Source organism: Formosa sediminum, assembly GCF_007197735.1.
GTDB classification, from domain to species: Bacteria; Bacteroidota; Bacteroidia; order Flavobacteriales; family Flavobacteriaceae; genus Formosa; species Formosa sediminum.
In genome coordinates, this window is sequence record NZ_CP041637.1 from 2,515,134 (window position 1) to 2,536,821 (window position 21,688).

At 34.9% G+C, this 21,688-nt stretch carries 19 protein-coding genes and 1 pseudogene; 18 read left to right on the forward strand and 2 right to left on the reverse strand.

The features are described from left to right. Positions 1-51: 51 nt before the first annotated feature. The 12 genes and pseudogenes from FNB79_RS10870 to FNB79_RS10925 all read left to right on the forward strand — a co-directional run bounded on the left by FNB79_RS10870 (position 52) and on the right by FNB79_RS10925 (position 11,789). Positions 52-456, forward strand: a complete 405-nt coding sequence (locus tag FNB79_RS10870; protein ID WP_143381329.1) for a MerC domain-containing protein — start codon at positions 52-54, stop codon at positions 454-456. Then, positions 446-1,111, forward strand: coding sequence for a GTP cyclohydrolase I FolE (folE, locus tag FNB79_RS10875; protein WP_143381330.1), 666 nt, complete (start codon positions 446-448; stop codon positions 1,109-1,111). Before FNB79_RS10870 ends, folE begins: the two co-directional genes overlap by 11 nt. A gap of 57 nt (positions 1,112-1,168) precedes the next feature. After that, on the forward strand, positions 1,169-1,714 hold the full coding sequence (locus FNB79_RS10880; protein ID WP_143381331.1) for a GTP-binding protein: 546 nt from the start codon (positions 1,169-1,171) through the stop codon (positions 1,712-1,714). A gap of 416 nt (positions 1,715-2,130) precedes the next feature. Then, on the forward strand, positions 2,131-3,108 hold the full coding sequence (locus FNB79_RS10890) for a DUF4625 domain-containing protein (RefSeq protein WP_143381332.1): 978 nt from the start codon (positions 2,131-2,133) through the stop codon (positions 3,106-3,108). 121 nt (positions 3,109-3,229) lie between these two features. Then, a pseudogene (locus FNB79_RS17515) lies at positions 3,230-4,430 on the forward strand (GTP-binding protein). Between the two features lie 23 nt (positions 4,431-4,453). Next, positions 4,454-5,170: an ABC transporter ATP-binding protein gene (locus tag FNB79_RS17520; RefSeq protein WP_221932600.1), complete on the forward strand. Its 717-nt coding sequence runs from the start codon at positions 4,454-4,456 to the stop codon at positions 5,168-5,170. Further along, on the forward strand, positions 5,167-6,573 hold the full coding sequence (locus FNB79_RS10900) for a DUF3526 domain-containing protein (RefSeq protein WP_143381333.1): 1,407 nt from the start codon (positions 5,167-5,169) through the stop codon (positions 6,571-6,573). The genes FNB79_RS17520 and FNB79_RS10900 overlap by 4 nt, the downstream gene beginning before the upstream one ends. An 8-nt stretch (positions 6,574-6,581) precedes the next feature. Then, positions 6,582-8,009: a DUF3526 domain-containing protein gene (locus FNB79_RS10905; protein ID WP_143381334.1), complete on the forward strand. Its 1,428-nt coding sequence runs from the start codon at positions 6,582-6,584 to the stop codon at positions 8,007-8,009. Positions 8,010-8,076: 67 nt separating this feature from the next. Continuing rightward, positions 8,077-8,706 (forward strand): ABC transporter ATP-binding protein, encoded by a 630-nt coding sequence (locus tag FNB79_RS10910; RefSeq protein WP_143381335.1) that lies wholly within the window; start codon positions 8,077-8,079, stop codon positions 8,704-8,706. Further along, positions 8,703-9,935 carry an ABC transporter permease gene (locus FNB79_RS10915; protein ID WP_143381336.1) on the forward strand — a complete coding sequence of 411 codons (1,233 nt, stop codon included), beginning with the start codon at positions 8,703-8,705 and terminating at the stop codon, positions 9,933-9,935. Before FNB79_RS10910 ends, FNB79_RS10915 begins: the two co-directional genes overlap by 4 nt. Then, positions 9,925-10,362, forward strand: coding sequence for a hypothetical protein (locus tag FNB79_RS10920; RefSeq protein WP_143381337.1), 438 nt, complete (start codon positions 9,925-9,927; stop codon positions 10,360-10,362). Before FNB79_RS10915 ends, FNB79_RS10920 begins: the two co-directional genes overlap by 11 nt. Before the next feature lie 11 nt (positions 10,363-10,373). Then, on the forward strand, positions 10,374-11,789 hold the full coding sequence (locus tag FNB79_RS10925; RefSeq protein ID WP_143381338.1) for an alkaline phosphatase: 1,416 nt from the start codon (positions 10,374-10,376) through the stop codon (positions 11,787-11,789). Between the two features lie 150 nt (positions 11,790-11,939). On the opposite strand, the gene FNB79_RS10930 is transcribed toward FNB79_RS10925, so the two are convergent. Next, positions 11,940-13,028 carry an alpha/beta hydrolase gene (locus FNB79_RS10930; protein WP_143381339.1) on the reverse strand — a complete coding sequence of 363 codons (1,089 nt, stop codon included), beginning with the start codon at positions 13,026-13,028 and terminating at the stop codon, positions 11,940-11,942. Between the two features lie 22 nt (positions 13,029-13,050). Beyond that, the gene (locus tag FNB79_RS10935; RefSeq protein WP_143381340.1) at positions 13,051-14,037 is read right to left on the reverse strand and encodes a helix-turn-helix domain-containing protein; all 987 of its coding nucleotides are present in this window, start codon (positions 14,035-14,037) and stop codon (positions 13,051-13,053) included. A 232-nt stretch (positions 14,038-14,269) separates the two neighbouring features. Between FNB79_RS10935 and FNB79_RS10940 the strand changes: the two genes are divergently transcribed. From FNB79_RS10940 to FNB79_RS10965, 6 genes are all read left to right on the forward strand, one after another. Then, a complete protein-coding gene (locus FNB79_RS10940) occupies positions 14,270-16,612 on the forward strand; it encodes a TonB-dependent receptor domain-containing protein (RefSeq protein WP_143381341.1) in 2,343 nt (780 codons plus the stop codon). A 52-nt stretch (positions 16,613-16,664) separates the two neighbouring features. Then, a complete protein-coding gene (locus tag FNB79_RS10945; protein WP_143381342.1) occupies positions 16,665-17,942 on the forward strand; it encodes a DUF4374 domain-containing protein in 1,278 nt (425 codons plus the stop codon). 137 nt (positions 17,943-18,079) lie between these two features. After that, positions 18,080-19,021, forward strand: a complete 942-nt coding sequence (locus FNB79_RS10950; RefSeq protein ID WP_143381343.1) for an ABC transporter permease — start codon at positions 18,080-18,082, stop codon at positions 19,019-19,021. Continuing rightward, positions 19,018-19,968 (forward strand): iron chelate uptake ABC transporter family permease subunit, encoded by a 951-nt coding sequence (locus tag FNB79_RS10955; protein ID WP_143381344.1) that lies wholly within the window; start codon positions 19,018-19,020, stop codon positions 19,966-19,968. Before FNB79_RS10950 ends, FNB79_RS10955 begins: the two co-directional genes overlap by 4 nt. Beyond that, entirely contained in the window at positions 19,965-20,723 is a 759-nt protein-coding gene (locus FNB79_RS10960) for an iron ABC transporter ATP-binding protein (protein WP_143381345.1), read from the forward strand. The genes FNB79_RS10955 and FNB79_RS10960 overlap by 4 nt, the downstream gene beginning before the upstream one ends. A 14-nt stretch (positions 20,724-20,737) precedes the next feature. Further along, positions 20,738-21,682: a siderophore ABC transporter substrate-binding protein gene (locus tag FNB79_RS10965; protein WP_143381346.1), complete on the forward strand. Its 945-nt coding sequence runs from the start codon at positions 20,738-20,740 to the stop codon at positions 21,680-21,682. The last annotated feature ends 6 nt before the right edge of the window (positions 21,683-21,688 follow it).

A 21,688-nucleotide genomic window follows, 5' to 3' on the forward strand; every position in this document is an offset into this window, starting at 1 on the left:
AGTAGTGATATTATTGTTTAGTTTTGCAACTCAGTTGCATTAATAAATTATATGATATTCATCAAACAAAAACCAGACGATTTAGGAGCTCTAGCAAGTACATTGTGCCTTTTGCATTGTATAGCGACTCCTTTTTTATTTCTTGCCCAAAGTTGTGCCATACATTGTAGTGAAGACGCGCCTGTGTGGTGGAGGCTTATAGATTATTTCTTTTTAGTGGTGTCTTTCTTTGCGGTATATCGCTCTACACAAACTACTAGTAGTGCATGGATGAAACCGGCATTATGGGCGAGCTGGGGCGTGTTATTTTTTGTAATTATAAACGAAAAAATGGCATGGTTTCCCATACCAGAATATGGCATTTATATGCCTGCACTAGCATTAATTGTATTGCATCTCTATAATAGGACATATTGCCAATGTAACTCTAATACATGTTGTACTCATGAAACGTAAAGACGCTATTATATTAACAGGAGACCATCATTTATCTACGAGTATTAGAACCCCATTAAGGGCTGATGCTTTTGATAAAACGGATGCCGAAAAGATTGAAAACATCCAACATCATTTTAAAATGATAATGGAAGAACTGGGTTTGGATTTAACCGATGATAGTTTGTCGGGTACGCCTTATCGTGTGGCTAAAATGTATGTGCATGAGTTGTTTTATGGTTTAAATCCAGCACATAAACCCAAGTTGTCTACTTTCGAAAATAAGTATAGTTATAAAAAAATGTTAGTCGAACAACACATCACTATAGATTCGGCATGCGAGCATCATTTTTTACCTATTGTTGGCTATGCTCATGTGGGGTATATACCTAAGGATAAAGTTGTAGGGCTTTCTAAAATTAATCGTTTAGTCGATTATTATGCGCGTAGGCCACAAGTACAAGAGCGTTTAGTGCTTCAAGTTTTAAACGATTTGCAAGAGGTATTAGACACTAAAGATGTTATTGTATCTGTAACGGCAAAGCACTTATGTGTATCGTCTAGAGGCATAAAAGACCAAAGTAGTTATACCACAACATTAGAGTATGGTGGTGCGTTCTCAGATCCTAATACCCGGCAAGAGTTTTTAAATATTGTTTCACAAACCGCCCTTTAAAACAGGATGATTTACCGTAGTACTACTCTGTAAATTGGATTTCTAAAAATTAGAGTTATGGAAACAATAATTGCTATAGTTGGGTTTCTTGGTGCAGGAAAAACAACCGTACTAAAACATATCGTTAAACATGCTATTGGTAGTGGTTGGCAGCCTTATGTGGTGCTAAACGATTACGAAAACGCCCATTTGGATGCGGTTCAGTTAACATCATATTTAGATTCAAAATGGATTCAGCCCCTTACCGGGAGTTGTATTTGTTGTGGAATTATGTACGGCTTATTAATTAAAAAGAGTTATAACCATAAACCTGAAACTATTGAAGAGATTGATTTTGATAAGGTTATAGTCACAGAAGTGGTAGAACATGTTGATGAAGAAGACATTTTTATTTTAAAAAACAATAGAGATACAGGTCATTGGAACTACGGACTACCTTTACAAATAGGGGCTATAGAAGATAACTTAACACCAACAGCAAATCCTATAACAGATGGTAGAGCTTGGGAAACGGGTACCTATTACTATGGTGTAGTATATACAAACCTTTCTTACAATAGAAGCACCTTTAAGTACATAGAATTTGATATTAAAATGGAATAATATAACAAGCAGTGTTAAATTCATCTTTAACACTGCTTTTTCACTCAAAACTATATTAGAAAAACCACATTATTTTATAATTCATGAAAAAATTAGCTGTTACTGTATTAAATGATTTTTAGGCGCTGGAAAGACCAAAGCATGAAATTTGTAAAGCACTTCCGAAAGGCATACTTCGTGTAAAAGGCTGTACTCAAATTGGTAGGACAGAGCAGTATACCTATTTTGAAAGAACACCAGATTGTACCATGTTTATTAGACCTTTTAATGGTGTACCCATTACAGGTTCTAAATTATTAACTATTGGTCCCGGTAGTGTGCCTTTTATTTTAAAACAGGCTATTCAATTTAGTTTTAATAAAAAATAATATGCAATCTAAAAATAAAAAGAATTAACCACTTATTTAATATATATAATGATGAACACAACATTTAAAAACAAATTACATTCTTTATTATTACCTAGTCTTTTATTTACGCTTTTATTTACGTCTTGTAGCAGTGATGATGCCGACGTTATTCTTCCTGTGCCTACTATTTCAGAAGTAGAAATAGGTCTTGGTAATAACGAAATTGGAGTTGTGGGGCGTGATTTTCACTTTAATGCAGAGATTTTAGCCGGGGATAAAATAGATTTAGTAACCATTCAATTTAGGCAACGATCTGAAGAAACTTATTCTGAAGCATGGAGCTACGAAATAATTTGGGATGATTACAAAGGCGTGAAAAATGCCACCGTACACAAGCACTTTGATATTCCTATGGATGCCATTGAAGGGAATTACGATCTTGTGATTACAATTTCAGATGAAAACGGAACCCTATTAGAAGAAGTAAGAAATGTTACAATTTATTTACCAGAGCATCTTCCTGTAGATCCGCAACTTTTAGAGTTTACTGTGGCTGCACGAAGCGACAGTTATAGAGTCTTGTATATTCATTCTTTAGGAGGTTACCGAGATCCAGAAACACTAGAATATGGTAATTACAATGTTTATATTGATAAGGGGGAAACCTTGGATGCTTCAGTGAACCTTGGTGGTTTAAAAGATGATGGGGTAGTATATATGTTATTAATTAATAAAAAAAACCAGCATAAACCTGAATCCATTTCTAGTATCGATTTTTCTAAAGTGGTAGTAATAGATGTTTTTGAACACACTGCTTTGGAACAAACAGAAAGATGGAGTAATATACACTACGAACGTCCTAACTTCCCTGATATATCTAGGTTATTAGTAGGAGCTTCTGTAGATAATAACATGCCTACTCCAAGTCCTATTTCTGACCTCAAAGCTTGGGAGTCAGGAACCTATTATGTTGGATTTATTTATAAAAACACCACTCATAATATAGAACTATTTCAATACATGGAGCTATCATTAAATTTTTAAATAAATAACTCTAAAAATAGGATACAAATTTTTGATTTTATTATTCAAACATCAGAAGGATAAGTTGGAAAAATAAAAGATATAAATGTTCTCGATAATATATTTAAAAACAAATTCTTAAATGAAAAAATTACCAGTAACGGTTTTAAGTGGTTTCCTAGGCGCAGGAAAAACAACTTTGTTGAATCATATTTTACACAACAAACAGGGTTTGAAAGTTGCTGTTATTGTAAATGATATGAGCGAAGTAAATATTGATGCTCAGTTTATTGAAAATGAAAATATATTGTCTAGAACCGAAGAAAAACTAGTAGAAATGTCTAACGGTTGTATTTGTTGTACGCTTAGAGAAGACTTAATGGTTGAAGTTAAAAAACTAGCGGCGCACAATAAGTTCGATTATTTATTGATAGAGAGCACAGGTATTAGCGAACCCATTCCTGTAGCACAAACCTTTACGTTTGAAAGCGAAGATGGTAACATAGATTTAAGCAAGTTTAGTTATGTAGATACCATGGTTACGGTTGTAGATGCTTTTAATTTCTTAAAAGATTTCTCTAGTGCCGATTATTTGGCAACGCGAGAACTTACAGATATTGCTGGTGACGATAGAACTATTGTGAACCTATTAACCGATCAGATTGAGTTTGCGAATGTAATTATGATCAATAAAACAGATCTTGTAAGTCCTGATCAGCTAAAAGAATTGAAAAGCATCATTCATAAATTGAATCCAGAAGCAAAAATTTATCTGACTAATCAATCAAACATTGACTTAGATGCTGTAATTAATACGGGGTTATTTGATTATGAAAAAGCAGAAGCTTCCGCAGGTTGGCTAAAAGAACTTGAAAATGAGCATACGCCAGAAACTGAAGAATATGGTATTAGTTCTTTTGTATTTAGAAGTCATAAACCTTTTCATCCCGAACGTTTATTTAATTATTTAAACACCGATTTTCCTCAAAATATCATAAGAAGTAAAGGCTTGTTTTGGTTGGCCTCAAGATCTAACCAAGCGTTGTTATGGAGTTCTGCAGGAGGCTCTTGTACAGCTGATTCTGCAGGCGTTTGGTGGGCATCGATGCCTTTTGCCGAGCGAATGAATTATGCTGCTTTTAATGACAATAAAACAGAAATTGAAACCGATTGGAATGTGTTATTTGGCGACCGAAAAATAGAGTTGGTTTTTATTGGTCAGCATCTAAATAAAACCCTTATGATAGAGCAACTTCAATCCTGTTTACTTACAGATGATGAAGTTGAGCAATGGAAAAACAAAGCCTTTCCTCAAGAAGATCAAATGGCCAATTATAAAATAAAGTGTAATAAAAAAAACATACAAATGATAAAAACAGAACAATTAACCAAAACATATGGTGATTTTACAGCCTTAGATGAACTTTCCCTACACGTAAAACCTGGAGAAATATATTGTCTTTTAGGCGCCAATGGTGCAGGGAAATCGACAACAATAAATTTATTACTAGGTTTTCTTAAACCCACTTCTGGAACAGCGAGTATTAATGGAAAAGTTGTTGATGGGAATAGTCTAGAGACAAAAAAAGATATAGCCTATATTCCTGAAAATTTAATGTTGTATCCAACGCTTACAGCCATGGAAAATCTTGATTATTTTTCTGGAATTGGTGGACAAAAAATAAAAAAAACAGTATTAGAAGCGCTTTTAACTAAAGCAGGATTACAAGAAGATGCATTTTATAAACGCACACAAACGTTTTCTAAAGGGATGCGACAAAAAGTAGGAATTGCCATTGCCTTAGCAAAAGGTGCAAAGGCATTACTATTAGACGAACCTACATCGGGATTAGACCCTAAAGCAAGTAACGATTTTGGATTGTTGTTACAAGCGCTAAAACAAAATAATGTGGCGATTTTAATGGCTACGCATGATATTTTTAGAGCCAAGGAAATAGCAACTAAGATTGGTATTATGAAAAATGGAAAGTTATTAGAGCAGTTTAACTCTCATGATATTTCTTTATCAGAATTGGAGCAAGCTTACCTAAAAACCATGGACTATAAAGCATTAGACGCATGATTAGAAAAACGATAATAAAAGAATTAAAAGAATTCTTTAGGGATGGTCGTATTAAAATTTCAGGAGGTATTGTATTACTGTTATTAAGTGTTTCAATTTGGATTAGTTACAACCAATATACAAGTACGACTAAAGAAGTTGAAACGGCAAAACTAGCTGAACGCGCCATTTGGGAAAATCAAGGCGATAAAAATCCTCATTCTGCAGCGCATTATGGAACCTATGTATTTAAACCCAAACATCCACTTTCTCTTTTAGACCAAGGTGTAGATAAATACATAGGAACATCAATATTCCTAACCGCCCATAACCGTAATGAAGCAGAATATAGTAATGTTGCTGATCAAACAGGGTTAGCGCGTTTTGGTGTGCTTTCTCCAGATTTTGTATTGCTTTTTATTATACCGTTACTTATTATTTTAATGGGGTATAATAGCATTACCAAAGAAAGAGAAATGGGAACCATGTCCTTGTTAAAAAGTCAGGGTGCAACATTTTGGAAACTAATTTCTGGTAAATGGTTGGCTATTTTTATTCCTATTTTCGGGATTACGACACTGTTATTTAGTATTGCAGGCGTATTACTTTCTTCAATAAACGGATATACCGCATTTAGTTGGTCGGCTTTGGGAGCTCTATATGTAGTTTACTTGTGCTATTATGCTATATTTATAAACATCGTGCTTTTAGTGTCTCAACGCGTTAAAAAATCAGGGGTATCTCTTGTAATATTATTGGGGGTTTGGATTATGTCTTGTTTAGCAGCGCCTAAAGCAGCCAGTAATTTTGCAGAATCTAAATATCCTTATCCAACGCGTCAGGAATTTGCTACTAAGGTTCAAGAAGCTAAAAAGCAAGGTTTAGATGGCCATAACCCTTGGAGTGAAGAATCTAAAAAATTAGAACAAGATGTATTGTCTGAATATGGTGTAGATAGTATACAGCAACTTCCTTTTAATTTTGCAGCTTACCGTATGCAGAAAGGAGAGGAATACCAAGCTTCTATTTATAAAAGCAATTATGCCGCTTTAAAAACATTATTTGAAAAACAGGCAGATACATATAATACGTTATCTATACTTTCTCCATTTCTTCCTGCTCGATTTTTATCAATGGGAATTGCCCGCACAGATTATTATTCGCATTGGAGTTTTACCGATGCTTCTGAAGATTACCGTATTACCACCCAAAAATTCTTGAATGATAATTTAGCAAATAACACTACATATGGAGAACGTGGTTATTTAGCGAGTGCAGATACCTGGAAAGAATTACCGAAATTTAACTACCAACCACAAGGATTGACTGCTGTTTTAAAGCAACAGCAGTCAAGTATATTGGCATTATTGGTTTGGGTTATTTTCTCCACGGCTTTACTTTTCATTTTTAAACCTAAAAACTAAAAAAATAGATGTTATACTTTAATTTTAAATATGAGTTAAAGATACTTTTACGTAGTTGGTGGATCCAATTAATAAGTATTCTTTTATTAGTATTGTTTGTTTTTGCAGCTTTTAATGGTCAGAATAAAATAGAAAAAAGACTTGAAACCATTTCTGAAGCAAGGGCAACTGTAGAAACTTCGGATAAACAAATGTTGTCGCTTTTAGATTCTATTGAGCATGGCATCCCAGTAAATGTTTCGCGTTGGCAAACTCCAGAAAGTCCGATTGCTATAGGAAATTATCATCCTAGGGTAGTGGCTATGGCACCTAGCGATATGGGATTTTTAGCTGTGGGACAAAGTGATATTTTTACGCATTATGTCATGCCAACAGTATCGGGAGATGATTTTGCAATTAGTTTTACAGAAATGACAAGCCCAATACAATTACTTTTTGGGAGTTTTGACCTTATGTTTGTGGTGGTGTATTTATTGCCACTTATTATAATTGCATTTTCTTATAATGTGTTGTCTGAAGAGAAGGAGCGTGGTACATTACGTTTATTAGCGTCACAGCCTATTTCTATTAGAAAATGGGTATTACAAAAATTAGCACTTCGATTATTTTGGATGACTGTAATTATTATAGCCGTTTCCGCCATTGTATTTAGTCTATTTTCTAGAGGCTCTGTATCGGATTTTTTAGCCTTTATCGGACTGGTGTTTTGCTATATGTTATTTTGGTTTAGCCTAGCTTTTGCAATTAATATACGTATTGCCAACTCGGCAAAAAATGCCCTGTCACTATTGGGCTTATGGATAGTTTTCGTCTTACTAATTCCTTCTGTAATTAGTCAGTCGGGTGATTTGTTTTTTCCAATTCCACCGCGAACAGAGTTAATTAGTGAAGTGAGAGCACACAAAGCTGAAGCGACTAAAAAACAAGACCAGATACTGGATAATTTTTTAAGAGATCATCCTGAATATGCTGTTAACGATAGCACGCAAGCAAGATCGTTTTGGCATGGCTATATCGCATCTCAAAAAATAATTAAAGAAGAGTTGCAGCCTCTTTTATCTAGCTATGAGGAAAAACTTGAACAACAGCAGACTTACGTATCTAAGTTTCAATGGATGTCTCCTGCAATTGTAACGCAACGTGCTTTAGGTAGTATGGCAGGAACGACTAAACGTGACTATAATTCGTATCAAAATCAGGTATATGAATTTGCGGAAGCGTGGCGTAACTATTTTGTGCCCTTACTCTATAATAATGAAACGTTTAAAAAAAGTATGTATACCGAATTACCTCGTTTTAGCTATACACCTAATACAGATAATCAATTAGTTCCTGCAATACTAAGTTTGTTGTTGCTGTCTTGTATTATTATTGCACTAACGTTATTAAGCTACAATATAAAATCGAAACGAAAAGGTATGGTATTAATGCAGTAATTCAATTTTTTAAGTAGAAGCTTTTAAGGATGAATTTTAGATTTAAAACAAGTATAATCACTTTATAATGATACAGAGTAATAATCTTTCATTTCAGTATACAAAAACAGGTCAGGTGTTTGGTTTTCCTAATATCAGTTTAGAGAAACAACAGCACTTGCTTATATTGGGGGCATCAGGTATTGGAAAAACGACGTTAATGCATCTATTAGCAGGAATTCTGAAACCTGTTAGTGGGGAAATTATCATAAATCAAACAGCTCTAACAGCTTTGAAACATCGTGAATTAGATCAGTTTAGAGGGCGAAAGATAGGGCTAGTGTTTCAACAAAAACATGCTATTACGTCTTTAAATGTTATTGAGAATTTACAAGCACGATTATTTTTCAGTAAAAAACCTGTAAACCATAATAAGATTGATGCTTTATTGTCTCAATTAGATTTATTGGAATTTAAAACGAGTAAAGTCAATGCGCTTAGTGAAGGACAATTACAGCGTCTGGGTATTGCTTTAGCTGTAATTCATGAACCACAAGTCATTTTAGCCGATGAACCCACATCTAGTCTAGATGATGTAAACTGTAAAATAGTCATCGAATTATTATTAAAACAAGCGGCACAAACCCAAGCTCATTTAATTGTAATTACTCACGATCACAGAATAAAACCATACTTCCAAAATACAATCGCGTTATGAATATTTGGAAAATTAGTCTGCAAAATATTAAATCGAAATCCTTATATACGTTTTTAAGTGTTTGTATTTTATCATTAAGTATTGCGTTGCTTTTAGGGGTTCAGCAATTAAAACATACGTTTAAAAATCAGATAGAAACGCAATTAGGACACATAGACTTGGTTATTGGAGCCAAAGGAAGTCCGTTGCAGTTAGTTTTGGCCTCAGTATTACATTTAGATAATCCTACGGGAAATATTTCTTATGCTGAAGCTAAAAAAACAGCAAATAATCCAATGGTTAAAATGGCAGTGCCCATCTCTTATGGAGACACTTACAAAGGGTATCGTATTGTAGGGACTACAGACGATTTTCTGACTATTTATAATGCAGAACTAGACACTGGACGTTCGGTTAAAACATCTATGGAAGTTGTTTTAGGAGCAACCATTGCAAACACATTACACCTTGAAATAGGGGATACGTTTTTAAGTTCTCATGGATTAGTCGAAAATAATATGGATCTACATACAGATGAATTAACCGTGGTCGGCATCTTAAAACCTACCCAAAAAGTAATTGACAGATTAATAGTTACTAACCTAGAAAGTATTTGGGACGTGCATCATCATCATAAAGATGAGGGAGCGGAAAATCATTTAGATTCTCATCACCATCATGACCATGAAACCGTCGAAGAAGATAAAGAAATCACGTCCTTATTAGTCACTTTAAAAAGTCCGAGAGCCCTTTTAACCCTTCCTAGGAAAATTAATAAAAACACGAATATGCAAGCTGTTTTGCCTAAATTTGAGCTTCATAAATTATATGAATATACCAGTGTTGGGTTTCGAACCTTATCGTGGATTGCCTATTTAATTCTTATTATATCAGGGTTAACAATATTTATTAGTTTATACAAAATGGTAAAAGAAAGGGCTTTCGATTTGGCTATTTTACGGACGTATGGTGCGCGTCATTTTCAATTAATAAAAATGGTATTGTATGAAGGATTAGCCATTGCTTGTGTTGCCTTTTTAGTCGGATTTTTACTCGTTAAAATGGGGTTATTGGTTGTGCTTAAATATATAACCGCTAACAATCAGCAAAACATACTTCAGGATTTGCCTTTTCATGACGTTTTACAAATCGGTGGACTTGTGTTACTAATGGTGATTTTGTCTGTTTCCATGGCTATTTATCCCATCATAAAAATGAATATTTCAACCATTTTAAGTCATGAAAAATAAACTATTACTAGTTATTAATCTTGTATGCAGTTCCTTATGTTTTAGTCAGCAGACCGTAACTTGGGACGATTTATCGCATGTGAGCTATAGTGAAAAGAAATTTCCAGGATATGACGAATATTTTCTGTCTCCAATTTTTTTAAACCCGGTGAAAGCTCTAGAAGGAAAACAAATAAGCGTCACAGGTTTCTTTTTAAATATTGCACCCGAAGACAACGTATATATTTTATCTAAAGGACCAATGTCTTCATGCTTTTTTTGTGGTGAAGGCGAATCAAATACCATAATAGAACTTCAATTTAAAGATAAACCATATTTTAAAACCGATGCTTTGGTAACTGTAACCGGTACACTAAAATTAAACAGTGATGATGTAGAACATTTTATTTTTATTCTTAACGACTGTAAGGCCCAACATATAAATTAAAAAAATATATAATGAACAGAAGACATTTTTTTAAAAAAGGATCGCTACTTACGGTAGGAGCAGCGGTTTTAAATCCCTTTTCGAGTGTTGCTAATGACTTGACTTATGATAGAACGAACGCTAATAAAAAGGCAAAAAACATTATTATTGTAGTGAGTGATGGAATGAGTACCGGAACGTTAAATATGGTCGACTTATATCTGTCTAGAAAAACGGGTAAAGGCTCTAATTGGCTGGATTTATATAAAGACAATACAGTGAATAGAGCTTTAATGGATATGGCATCTGCAAACTCCATTGTTACAGATTCTGCTGCAGCAAGTTCGTCTTGGGGTGGTGGCGTTCGTATTAATAATGGTGCAATTAATGTGAGTAAAAATGGAGCGGAACACCTTCCTATTTGGCAAAAATTTAAAAAGGTAGGAAAACTAGCTGGTTGTGTTACTTCTGTGTCTATTACGCATGCGACTCCTGCGGGATTTTGCGTTAATTCAAAATCGAGAAATGCGCAAGAACACATTGCTGAATTGTATTTAGAACACAAATTTGATGTGATGATGGGTGGAGGAAACGACTATTTTGCATCAGATAAAAGGAAGGATAAAACAAACATGTATCAGGCGTACAAGTCGCAAGGTTATCAAGTAGTTCACACCAAGCAGGAGATGCTTTCAACAGTTCCCGGGAAACCTATTTTAGGAGTGTTTGACGACGGCGGATTACCATACGTGATAGATAGAGAAAACGATAAGGAATTGACTCAAAAGATACCTACACTTGCTGAAATGACAACCAAAGCAATCGACGTAATGAAAGATCACGCTAAAGGTTTTGTATTACAAGTCGAGGCAGGCAAAGTAGATTGGGCTGCTCATGGTAACGATATTGCAGGCTTAATTCATGATCAAATAGATCATGATGATGCTATAAAAGTGGCCATGGATTTTGCTGAGCAAGACGGTGAAACTTTAGTGATTATTACAACAGACCATGGTAATGCCAACCCTGGAGTTATTTACGGAAGTGATGCTAATACTAATTTTGATTCTATTCAGAATTATATACACACTAACGAATGGATTTTAAATGGGATTGGTAAAGAAACATCTATCTCGCAAGTTAAAGAACGCATACACTATGCCAATAATATTGCGCTTACAGATGAAGCATGTAAACAGCTATTAGATTATTATAAAGAATTATCTACCGAAGATGGTTGGTATAACCCAAGGCATTTACCATTTCACCTCTTGGCAGAACTGCAAAAGGCGCATAATTCGGTAGGATGGATAAGTATGCAACACTCTGCCGATTATGTCGAGTTGGCTATGTTTGGTCCAGGGAGTCAGCTTTTAAAACCCTTTATAAAAAATACAGATTTACATTATTTGATGCTTGAAGCAGCAGAGGTAGAAAACGCCTTTTAAAAAAAAAGACGTTATATTTCTATTTTGAAATGAATATTTTAAGAGAAAGATATTCGAAGTAGAACCGTAAAGAAAAAGGAACCCATTTTCATGTAGATTGGGTTCCTTTTTGCTTACTTATATATTAGTTGGTGATTTTAGTATTCTGGCTTAATGTTTAAAATTTTGATATCTGCTCTGAGCATGAGCGCTATTTGGATAGTTTTCACTATTCTTTAATAGTAAAGCTTCTGCCTGAGCGTATAAGTCTTGTCGCATGCACACATTTGCCATTTCATCAATTAAGGCTTCATCTGGCACGACTTGATACCCTAAGCGTTCAGAAATTTGGGTAAAATGTGCCGCTAGCAGTTCAGGTTGTTTCATTAGTGTTTTTACAGGCATTTGGTAGCCTTTAAAGAGGAATCTGTAAGCATCAAATTCGGCCGGTATCACGACAGACCCATGATCTTCATTATCATAAAATTTAAAGTCCCACCTAAAATTAGCACGATCTTGTAAGGCTTCTAATGTGTCGTGTAAGGCGAGGTTAGCGTTGTGATGTTCTGCACCAGACCCTGGATCGTTGGCTTTTGCGACGAATAGTAATTTACCTTGGTGAGCCTCGGTTATCCATTGGTCTTGCATGTGGTTAAGGATGTTGGTATGGTTCCACCACATGCTAGGATCGATAGCTACATAGGCATCAAAGAATTGGGGCGTATTTACAAAGCAGTTTACCGTGGCTAAGCCCCCAAAGGAATGGCCGCTTAAAATTTCAAATCCGTTAGTGCGATAGGTGTTGTTTATGAGCGGTTTGACTTCAGTTTCAATAAAGGTCATAAAAGTAGGGTTACCCCCAGAGGTTGAAAAATTTGCTCGTTTCCATGAGGCTGGAGTTTCCATTTTGGTAGGCGTAAGTTCGTGCGTTCTGTCTTCTTGTACAATACCCACAAGAATCACTTCAGGCATGGTCGCATACAGGTTGCGGGTTTGCCAATTGCGTTGTGCCACTAGGTTTTCGAAATGAGAATCGCCATCAAAAAAATAGAGTACAGGATACGCTTTGGGGCTGTATGTAGTATCGTTATAACTTTTAGGTAACGATATGTATAAAGTTCTGGTTGCGTTTAATACTTGGGATTTGAGTGTTATTTTTTCGCCTATATTAAGTTGTTCCTGTGCTAAGGTGGTTTGAGGTAGTATGCTAAAGAAACAGATTAAGCCTACTGCGACGTGGAGGTACTTATGTTTAAACATGATGATATTGGTAGATGTTAATTTATGAGTGTATTTTTAATTTGCTTGGCAAATAATTGAATTTTCGTTTAAAGGCGGCTGTGAAATGTTGCGGATTTTTGTAGCCAATATCGTAGGCGGCTTCGCTTACTGTATGGCCGTGGTCTACAATAAGCTGTATGGCTTTTTCCATACGTAAGTCTGTGATGTATTTAAAAATAGGCTTGCCATACACTTGTTTAAAATGTTGTTTAAGTTTAAATTGGTTTAAGCCTGTTAAAATTGCTAATTCGGGTATGGTTGGTGGATTTTTAAGGTTTTTTTGTAAAATGGCTTCGGCTTCTTTAATTTTTAAAAAATCAATTTCGGTATAATCTTGTTCAGTATGGTTTTTATTTTTGATCTCGTTAAATAAAATGCTTAGCACCTCGATAACCTTGGACTCTAGATACGTTTTCTTGATGCTGCCGTCAAAATTACAATTGATAATATCCTGAATAATAAGTAAGATATTAGGCGGGATGGGTTTGCTTTTTTCCCACATTAAAAAGGGGGTATTGCTAAGTAATGCTTGCCCATAGGCCGAACTGGCATCCATGAGTGAAGGCCCAAAGACCCGTTTAAGAAAGCGTTTGTTAAAATTGATTTCTAAAGTTTTACGGATGGGACTATCGTAAGTTAAAGTGCCTTTAACTTTAGGTAAGAAAAACAAATTATAATGTCCGCTTGGAATATTTACAGCCGGATTTTTAGGATCTAGCGGTTTATATTTACTGCTACCTTCCATTTCAAAATGCATTTTCATAAACGGAAAATCATGTTCGACTTGCATGATAAACGGCGGCTTTAATTTTTCGTTTCTAATATAAATATGTATGCCATCGAGCATAATTTCCTTAATATCAATATTTACTGCCGCATTCTCGTAATGCCTGTTCTCTTCTACGATATGTTTGCGAGCACGGGCATTCGTGTATGTTTTAACAATTTTTTTCTCAGTAAAATGTTCGCTCTGAAAGATCGATTTCATACTTATTCTTTTTACGTCTTTTTTAATCCAATTTGCGTAGGTGATAATTTTAGGAGTTCAAATACATTTGCTTTTATTTAAACTAAATCTAAATAACAAACTTAATATATTTTATTCAGATAGTCAAATATACAAGCGCTCATACACAAGCTGGCGTGTTTTATCATTTTTTTAAGACTATAGTATGAATTGTATATCCGAGTTACCAAACGTTTTTTAGGCAAAACAGATTATGAAGTTATATACATTTTTTAGTGTTTTATTAGGTTTTATGGCGGTAGGCTATGGTCAGACCAAAACCGTAACAGGAACCGTAACCGATAAAGAAGGTCGCCCTTTAGATAATGTTATTGTTATGGTAAAAGACACCGATGATGCCGTTTACACCGATTTTGATGGGATGTATACGTTGCGTTTTACTAATGCACAGCCTACTTTAGTTTGTAGTGTGGTAGGTTACCTTAAGCAAGAGCAATCTTTTGAGGCGGTAAGCGATACTACTACTTTAAATTTTACTTTAACACAAGATGCCTCTTTTGCATTAGACGATGTGTTGATTGTTGGAAAATCGAGTGTGCGTAATATCGAAGAATCTGGTTTTAATGCTGTAGCCATAGATGTAAAAGCGTTTCATAACGCATCTGTAGATTTATCTGAAGTCTTAGAGCGTGCGCCAGGTGTAAAAATTCAACAAGAAGGTGGATTAGGATCTAGTACAAACGTTACTATAAATGGATTAAGTGGGAGGCACGTTCGGTTTTTTATAGATGGCATGCCTATGGATGCCATGAGTTCTGCGTTTCAGATTAATAATTTACCAGTAAACCTTGCCGAGCGTATAGAAGTTTATAAAGGTGTAGTCCCTGTTAACTTTGGTTCAGATGCTTTAGGAGGTGCTGTAAATATAGTAACCAAAACTTCTGCAGGTACCTATGTAGATGCGTCGTTTTCTTACGGTAGTTTTAATACGGCTAAAACCTTTATTAATGCAGGGTATACCTCGAAAAGCGGATTTACAGCTCAGGTGAGTGCCTTTCAGAATTACTCAGATAACGACTATTATGTAGATGTGCTTATTAAAGATTTTGATACCAATTTACTATCTAAAGAAACCCAACGTGTAAGACGTTTTCATGATGTTTACCATAATGAAACGGTTATTGGAAAGTTTGGTTTCGTTAACAAATCATTTGCAGACCAATTGTTGTTTGGGATTACGTTAGGACAGGAATACGATGAGATACAGCATCCGGCATATTTAAACTTAGCCTATGGAGAAAAGTACCAAACCTCTCAAATTGTCATGCCTTCGTTTTTATATGCTAAAGACGATTTATTTACTAGTGGGTTAGATGTGCGTTTAAGCGCCAATTATAATTTTGGAGGCGGGCATAACTTTGACCTTTCAGACCGAGAATATAATTGGTTAGGCGAGTGGGTACCCTCTAATTCTTTAGGCGAGAGTCAATATTCCGATTACGTATATCATGATAATAATGGGACTATTAATGCTAATATTAATTATGCACTTAATGACGCTTACCGTTTAACGATAAACAATGTTGCTAATTTTTTCTCGAGACAAGGAGATGAGCGTGTACAGGTGGACGATTATATTAATGATGAGCCCAGAATAAATAACCGAAATATATTAGGTGCGAGCCTTACCGGCGATATTACGCCAAAATTTAGTGCATCGGTTTTCGGAAAAATGTATTCTTACCATGCCGAGGCGTATTTAGATTTAGCTAATTTGAATGGTGTTGAAGATTTCCAGATGGTTGAAAAAGAAGATACACAATTTGGTTTTGGCGTGACTTCCACATACTTTATAACAGACGCCTTACAATTAAAAGCCAACTTTGAGTCTACACGACGCCTACCTGTAAGTTCTGAACTTTTTGGAGAAGTGTTTGGTTTTTATGTGGCTAACTTTGATTTAAAACCCGAGCAAAGTAATAATGTAAATTTAGGATTCAATTACAATTTTAATATCCACACCGATCATATGTTTAATATGGATGTTAATCTCTTTCACAGAAGAACTACAGATTATATTAGGCTAAATATTGATTATTCGCAAGGCGAAGGGACTTATGAAAATACCGAATTGGTAAAAACATCAGGAATAGATGCAGAGATGACTTATTCTTACCAAGATCGGTTTACGGCTAATGCTAGTTTATCTTACTTAGAACCTAAAAATTTTACATCAGGATCTACCTATTACGATGCTACTTTACCTAACCAACCTACCATGTTTGGACAATTTGGGGCTTCTTATTTTTTTAAAAATATTTGGAATACAGACAACCGTCTTGGGATTTCTTATAACCTAAGTTATACCGATGAGTTTTTATATGATTATGACACCTACCAAGCGTCGAACCGTGCATTAGTGCCCTCTCAAGTAGCTCATGATTTTTTTGTGAACTATTCTTGGAAAAACGGGAAGTACAATGTGTCTTTTGACTGTACAAATATTTTTGATGCTAAGCTTTACGATAATTATAGCTTACAAAAACCAGGGCGTAGTTTCTCTGTAAAATTTAGATACTTTTTTAATAGAATGTAAACACATTCAAGATACCAATTATAAATACTAAAATGTAAATTAATTTAATATTATGAAATCAAAAAATCAAATTTTAAGCTTCATAGCGCTATCCGCTTTACTTTCTTTTTCTGCCTGTTCTTCAGACGACTCTAGTGGTGATACTGGCGGTGATGATGGCGATGGTGTTGTCGGAACCTCTAAATATATAGTTACAGCGTCTTCAGGCGAAAACGATTATCTTGTAGCTTCTGACGATATTGATGCCGGTACTGTAATAGATGCTACAGGAACTTCTGCTGTACAATCTCCAGGAACAAGAATTTGGGAAAGCTTTGGAGAAGAAGTGCTTTATGGCTTTTTATATAATGGGGCAGATGCCTCTACATCGGCTTCTTATATTATGGATGAAAGTGGAAACATTGTAAAACGAAATGAATTGGCATTAGATGTCTCTATACACACAAGAGGCGTGGTGAATGATGATATTATTTTAGTGTATTCAGACCGTTTAAGAGATACTACTATTGTGCAACACGCTTACTTTTATACGGTAGATTCTCAAACAGATGCTTCTCAGGAATATAGCTTGGTTACAGATGATTTATTAGAAGAAGGAGAAATTGCTTACTTTACAGATGTTGCTGAATATGAAGATAAAATTATTTTAGGAGCACGTAGTATTAACTCGAGTTCATTTTCTTCAGATTACTATAACAGCACTTATGTTGTTGTGTTAAACGACGACTTTACGGTAGACCAAGTTATTAAAGATACAGGACGTACAGGGTCTGTTTCTAGTCAGAAATACTCTCAAGGAGATACCGGTTTAGAAGTGGTAGACAATGGGGATTTATATGTGTTTTCTGCAGCACAAACCGATTATGATAGCGCTGCTTCAAGTACCATTCCATCTGGGGTGTTAAAAATTAACGCAGGCACTTATGCATTTGATGATGATTATTTCTTTAATGTGACTGAAGCTTCAGGAGGTTATAATTTATTTAGATCGTACTATATGGGAGGGACCACTTTTATTTTAGCGATGTATCCAGGAACTAACGATGATGCTACATTTGGAATTGATGCAGACCGTTTTGCAGTAGTTGATGTTGCTACACAATCGTTTACTTGGGTAACAGGATTCCCAGAATCTGCATTAACCTCTTGGGAGTATAAATTACCATATATAGACACAGCTAATGGCCTATTAATTGTACCAGCGACGCCAACAGAAAATGAAAATTATTTATATGCTATTGATCCCGATACTGCTACAGCAACACAACTTTCTGAAGTGATAGGAGAAAGTGCTAAAGCTGTAAGTAAATTAACATATCAGGGTGAGTAACACACTTGTGTGTTTGTTAACACTCTGTAGTTTAATATTTTAATTGTTGTTTTTGAGTCTCGGTGTATTCTACCGGGACTCATTAATTTATTGAAATAATACATACACATATTTAATAATTTGAATCTCGACAGACTTTGAGACTTTTTTTGCTTCTTATTGCCCTTTTTGTGTTATCTGTGCTTTCCCTTTTTGTAGGCATTAAATCGATTTCTATAGTCGATATTTTACATTGGACCAGCGAAGATTGGATGATCTTAACCCTAAGTAGGTTACCACGTACTTTGGCTGTCCTGTTAACAGGTATAGGCATTAGTATTTGTGGACTGATTATGCAGCAAATGACGCAGAATAAATTTGTATCTCCAACAACGGCAGGAACACTAGAAGCTGCCAAATTAGGGATTTTAGGCGCTATAGTGTGTATTCCACAATACGGTGCCCTATATAAATTAATATTTGCCTTTTTAGTCACCTTTATAGCCAGTGTAATCTTTTTAAAAATAGCAGATCGTATACGACATAAAAGCATCATTTTTATTCCTGTGTTAGGGTTGTTATTTGGAGGTGTAATTAAGTCTATAACTACGTTTTTTGCCTTTCAGTTTAATATTGTTCAAGACACCGAAACGTGGTTAATTGGGGATTTTTCAGGCGTACTTCAAGGCAATTACGAGGTTATTTTTATATGTTTACCCATTGTTATTATTACGTATTTATATGCCAATAAATTTACGGTAGTAGGTATGGGAGAAAGCTTCTCGAAAAACCTGGGATTAGATTATCGGGGTGTATTACTTATTGGGTTACTATGTATTTCTTTAACAGTAAGTGCTATTGCAGTAACCATTGGTACGATACCGTTTTTAGGGTTAATAATTCCCAATGTTGTTAGTCTTTTATATGGTGATAATTTACGAAAAACGCTGCCTTATACAGCCGTTATCGGGGCTTTATTTGTCTTGGTTTGTGACCTTTTAGGACGTCTTATTATTTATCCGTTTGAAGTACCTATTGGGATGATGGTTGGTTTAATTGGAGGATTAGTGTTTTTAATACTTTTAATACGCAAGCGATGAGCATACAGTTAAAAAAAATTATACTATTAACCGTTGTGATGCTGGGCTTATGTGCACTTTTTTTAACCTATGGTTTGCCTACTAATTGGGCGTATTCCTTTGAGAGGCGTAGTTATAAAGTTTTTGCTATTGGTATGGTTTCTTGTGCCGTAGCCTATTCATCTATAGTCTTTCAAACGCTTACACATAATAGAATATTAACGCCGTCTGTTATGGGATTTGAAGCTGTGTATTTACTGTTTCAGACTGTTATTGTATTTATGTATGGCGATAAAACTTTTTCAGTAATAAGTGCCAAGGAGAATTTCTTTCTCTCTATAGTATTTATGCTAGGCTTTGCGTTTATACTTTTTAAATTAATTTTTAAGAAAGAGAACCATAATTTGTATCTATTACTGTTAATTGGGCTTGTACTAGAAACGCTTTTTCATACCATTAGTTCTTTTTTACAGCTTATACTAGACCCTAACGATTTCTTGATTTTACAAGGTACTTTATACGCTAGTTTTAACGCTATTAATTACGATTTGATTTGGTATGCGTTAGTCGTTCTGCTAGGTTGTTTTGGTATAGGGTTAACCCAGTTTAGGTATTTAGATGTTATTGGTTTGGGGAAAGCACATGCCGTAAATTTGGGCGTTCCTTATTTTAAAAAAGTGCGACTACATTTATTTTTAATTGCAGCTTTAGTAGCTGTGTCTACAGCCTTAGTAGGACCCATTATATTTTTAGGGGTGTTGGTAACCAATTTAACATACGAGATGTTTAAAACCTATAAGCATCACATTTTAATTCCAGCCTGTTGTTTGGTTTGTTTTATTTCCATACTCGGGGCACAATTTTTAGTAGAGCACCTGTTTAGCTTTAATATTGTAATTAGTGTTATTATCAATTTTATAGGCGGGTTATATTTTATATATCTCTTGTTAAAAACTAGAACGTTATGATTAAGACCAATAACTTAGTAAAACACTATGGCGATAATGTCGTTGTAGACCAGGTTAATTTAAATATTCCGAAAGGGAAAATCACCTCTTTAATAGGAAGTAATGGGGCTGGAAAAAGCACGCTTTTAGGTGCTATAGCACGACTTATAGAACCTAACCAAGGTGCTATAATTATTAATGACAAAAATATAAAAGCGTATAAAGATCGGATTCTTGCTCAGGAACTGTCTATACTAAAGCAAATTAATCATTTAGATTTAAAGCTTACAGTTAAAGAGCTCGTAGGGTTTGGACGTTTTCCTTATTCGCAAGGTCGTTTAACCGCACAAGACACCCTTAAAATTGAGGAGGCCATTGCCTTTTTAAACTTAACAGTGTTACAAGATAATTATCTAGACGAACTCAGCGGTGGCCAAAGGCAACGTGCATTCTTAGCCATGGTAGTAGCTCAAGACACCGATTATATTTTGTTAGACGAACCGCTTAACAATTTAGATATGAAACACTCTGTGCAAATCATGAAAACGTTAAAACGTCTTAGTGAAGACCATAACAAAACCATAGTTATGGTGGTGCACGACATTAATTTTGCAGCCCAATATTCCGATTATATCGCAGCCATGAAAGCCGGACAATTAATCCATTTTGATAGCACACCAAATATTATAACGCCTACAATTTTAAAAGATATTTATGACATTGATTTTGAAATTATAGAAACTAACAACAAAAGAATTTGCAATTATTATAACTAAATATATATTAAAATATGAAATCTATTCATCACCTATTTACCGTATTATTCGTATTGTTTTTAACGGGTTGTAAAGACACTCCTAAAGACACCCCCAAAGATACTACAACTGCAGAACCGCAAGAGACCGTAACCATAACGCATGAGCTTGGCACAGTTGAGGTGGTTAAAAACCCCAAGCAAGTTGTGGCTTTAGATTATGCCTCTTTAGAAAACTTAAAAGTATTAGGAATAGCTGTTGCTGGCATCCCTAAAAGTCATGTTCCAGACTATTTACAAGATTATAAAACGAATGAAGCTATTGTAGATTTAGGGACTATGTTTGAAGTGAATTATGAGCAATTAAGTGCTTTAGAACCTGATGTTATTTTTATCTCTGCACGTATGAAATCTAATTATGACGAATTATCTAAAATAGCTCCAACCGTGTATTTACAAACAGATACGAGTGATAATTTAGCCTCTATAGAAAAAAATCTGTTAGTTTTTGCCGATATTTTTGATAAAAAAAAAGAAGCAACTAGTATTATTACCGATCTTAAAACTCGCGTGCAGACCTTACATGAGCAAGTAACTGCCACAGATAAAAAGGCGTTAATGATTATGCATAATAATGGAAAATTTAGTGCTTTTGGTAGTGATTCTCGTTTTGGAGTACTTTATAAAGCCTTTGGATTTAAAGAAGCCGTTGATCATTTAGATGCAGCGCGCCACGGCCAAGCTGTATCTAATGAATTTATACAAGATATTAATCCAGATTATCTATTTATCCTAGACAGAAGTGCCGTAGTGAGCAAACAAGCAACGAACACAGCCACTATAGAAAACGAATTAATAAAACAAACCCAGGCTTACCAAAATGGGAAAGTGGTGTATTTAGATCCGCAGGCTTGGTATATTTCTGGAGATGGTATTCTTTCTTTTAAAATTAAAATAAAGGAAGTTTCAGATCACTTATAACCATAT

Excerpts from the sequence above, each read along its gene's own strand:
- FNB79_RS10870 (WP_143381329.1), top strand. The coding sequence starts at position 52 with ATGATATTCATCAAACAAAAACCAGACGATTTAGGAGCTCTAGCAAGT.
- folE (WP_143381330.1), top strand. The coding sequence starts at position 446 with ATGAAACGTAAAGACGCTATTATATTAACAGGAGACCATCATTTATCT.
- FNB79_RS10880 (WP_143381331.1), top strand. The coding sequence starts at position 1,169 with ATGGAAACAATAATTGCTATAGTTGGGTTTCTTGGTGCAGGAAAAACA.
- FNB79_RS10890 (WP_143381332.1), top strand. The coding sequence starts at position 2,131 with ATGATGAACACAACATTTAAAAACAAATTACATTCTTTATTATTACCT.
- FNB79_RS17520 (WP_221932600.1), top strand. The coding sequence starts at position 4,454 with ATGATAAAAACAGAACAATTAACCAAAACATATGGTGATTTTACAGCC.
- FNB79_RS10900 (WP_143381333.1), top strand. The coding sequence starts at position 5,167 with ATGATTAGAAAAACGATAATAAAAGAATTAAAAGAATTCTTTAGGGAT.
- FNB79_RS10905 (WP_143381334.1), top strand. The coding sequence starts at position 6,582 with ATGTTATACTTTAATTTTAAATATGAGTTAAAGATACTTTTACGTAGT.
- FNB79_RS10910 (WP_143381335.1), top strand. The coding sequence starts at position 8,077 with ATGATACAGAGTAATAATCTTTCATTTCAGTATACAAAAACAGGTCAG.
- FNB79_RS10915 (WP_143381336.1), top strand. The coding sequence starts at position 8,703 with ATGAATATTTGGAAAATTAGTCTGCAAAATATTAAATCGAAATCCTTA.
- FNB79_RS10920 (WP_143381337.1), top strand. The coding sequence starts at position 9,925 with ATGAAAAATAAACTATTACTAGTTATTAATCTTGTATGCAGTTCCTTA.
- FNB79_RS10925 (WP_143381338.1), top strand. The coding sequence starts at position 10,374 with ATGAACAGAAGACATTTTTTTAAAAAAGGATCGCTACTTACGGTAGGA.
- FNB79_RS10930 (WP_143381339.1), bottom strand. The coding sequence starts at position 13,028 with ATGTTTAAACATAAGTACCTCCACGTCGCAGTAGGCTTAATCTGTTTC.
- FNB79_RS10935 (WP_143381340.1), bottom strand. The coding sequence starts at position 14,037 with ATGAAATCGATCTTTCAGAGCGAACATTTTACTGAGAAAAAAATTGTT.
- FNB79_RS10940 (WP_143381341.1), top strand. The coding sequence starts at position 14,270 with ATGAAGTTATATACATTTTTTAGTGTTTTATTAGGTTTTATGGCGGTA.
- FNB79_RS10945 (WP_143381342.1), top strand. The coding sequence starts at position 16,665 with ATGAAATCAAAAAATCAAATTTTAAGCTTCATAGCGCTATCCGCTTTA.
- FNB79_RS10955 (WP_143381344.1), top strand. The coding sequence starts at position 19,018 with ATGAGCATACAGTTAAAAAAAATTATACTATTAACCGTTGTGATGCTG.
- FNB79_RS10960 (WP_143381345.1), top strand. The coding sequence starts at position 19,965 with ATGATTAAGACCAATAACTTAGTAAAACACTATGGCGATAATGTCGTT.
- FNB79_RS10965 (WP_143381346.1), top strand. The coding sequence starts at position 20,738 with ATGAAATCTATTCATCACCTATTTACCGTATTATTCGTATTGTTTTTA.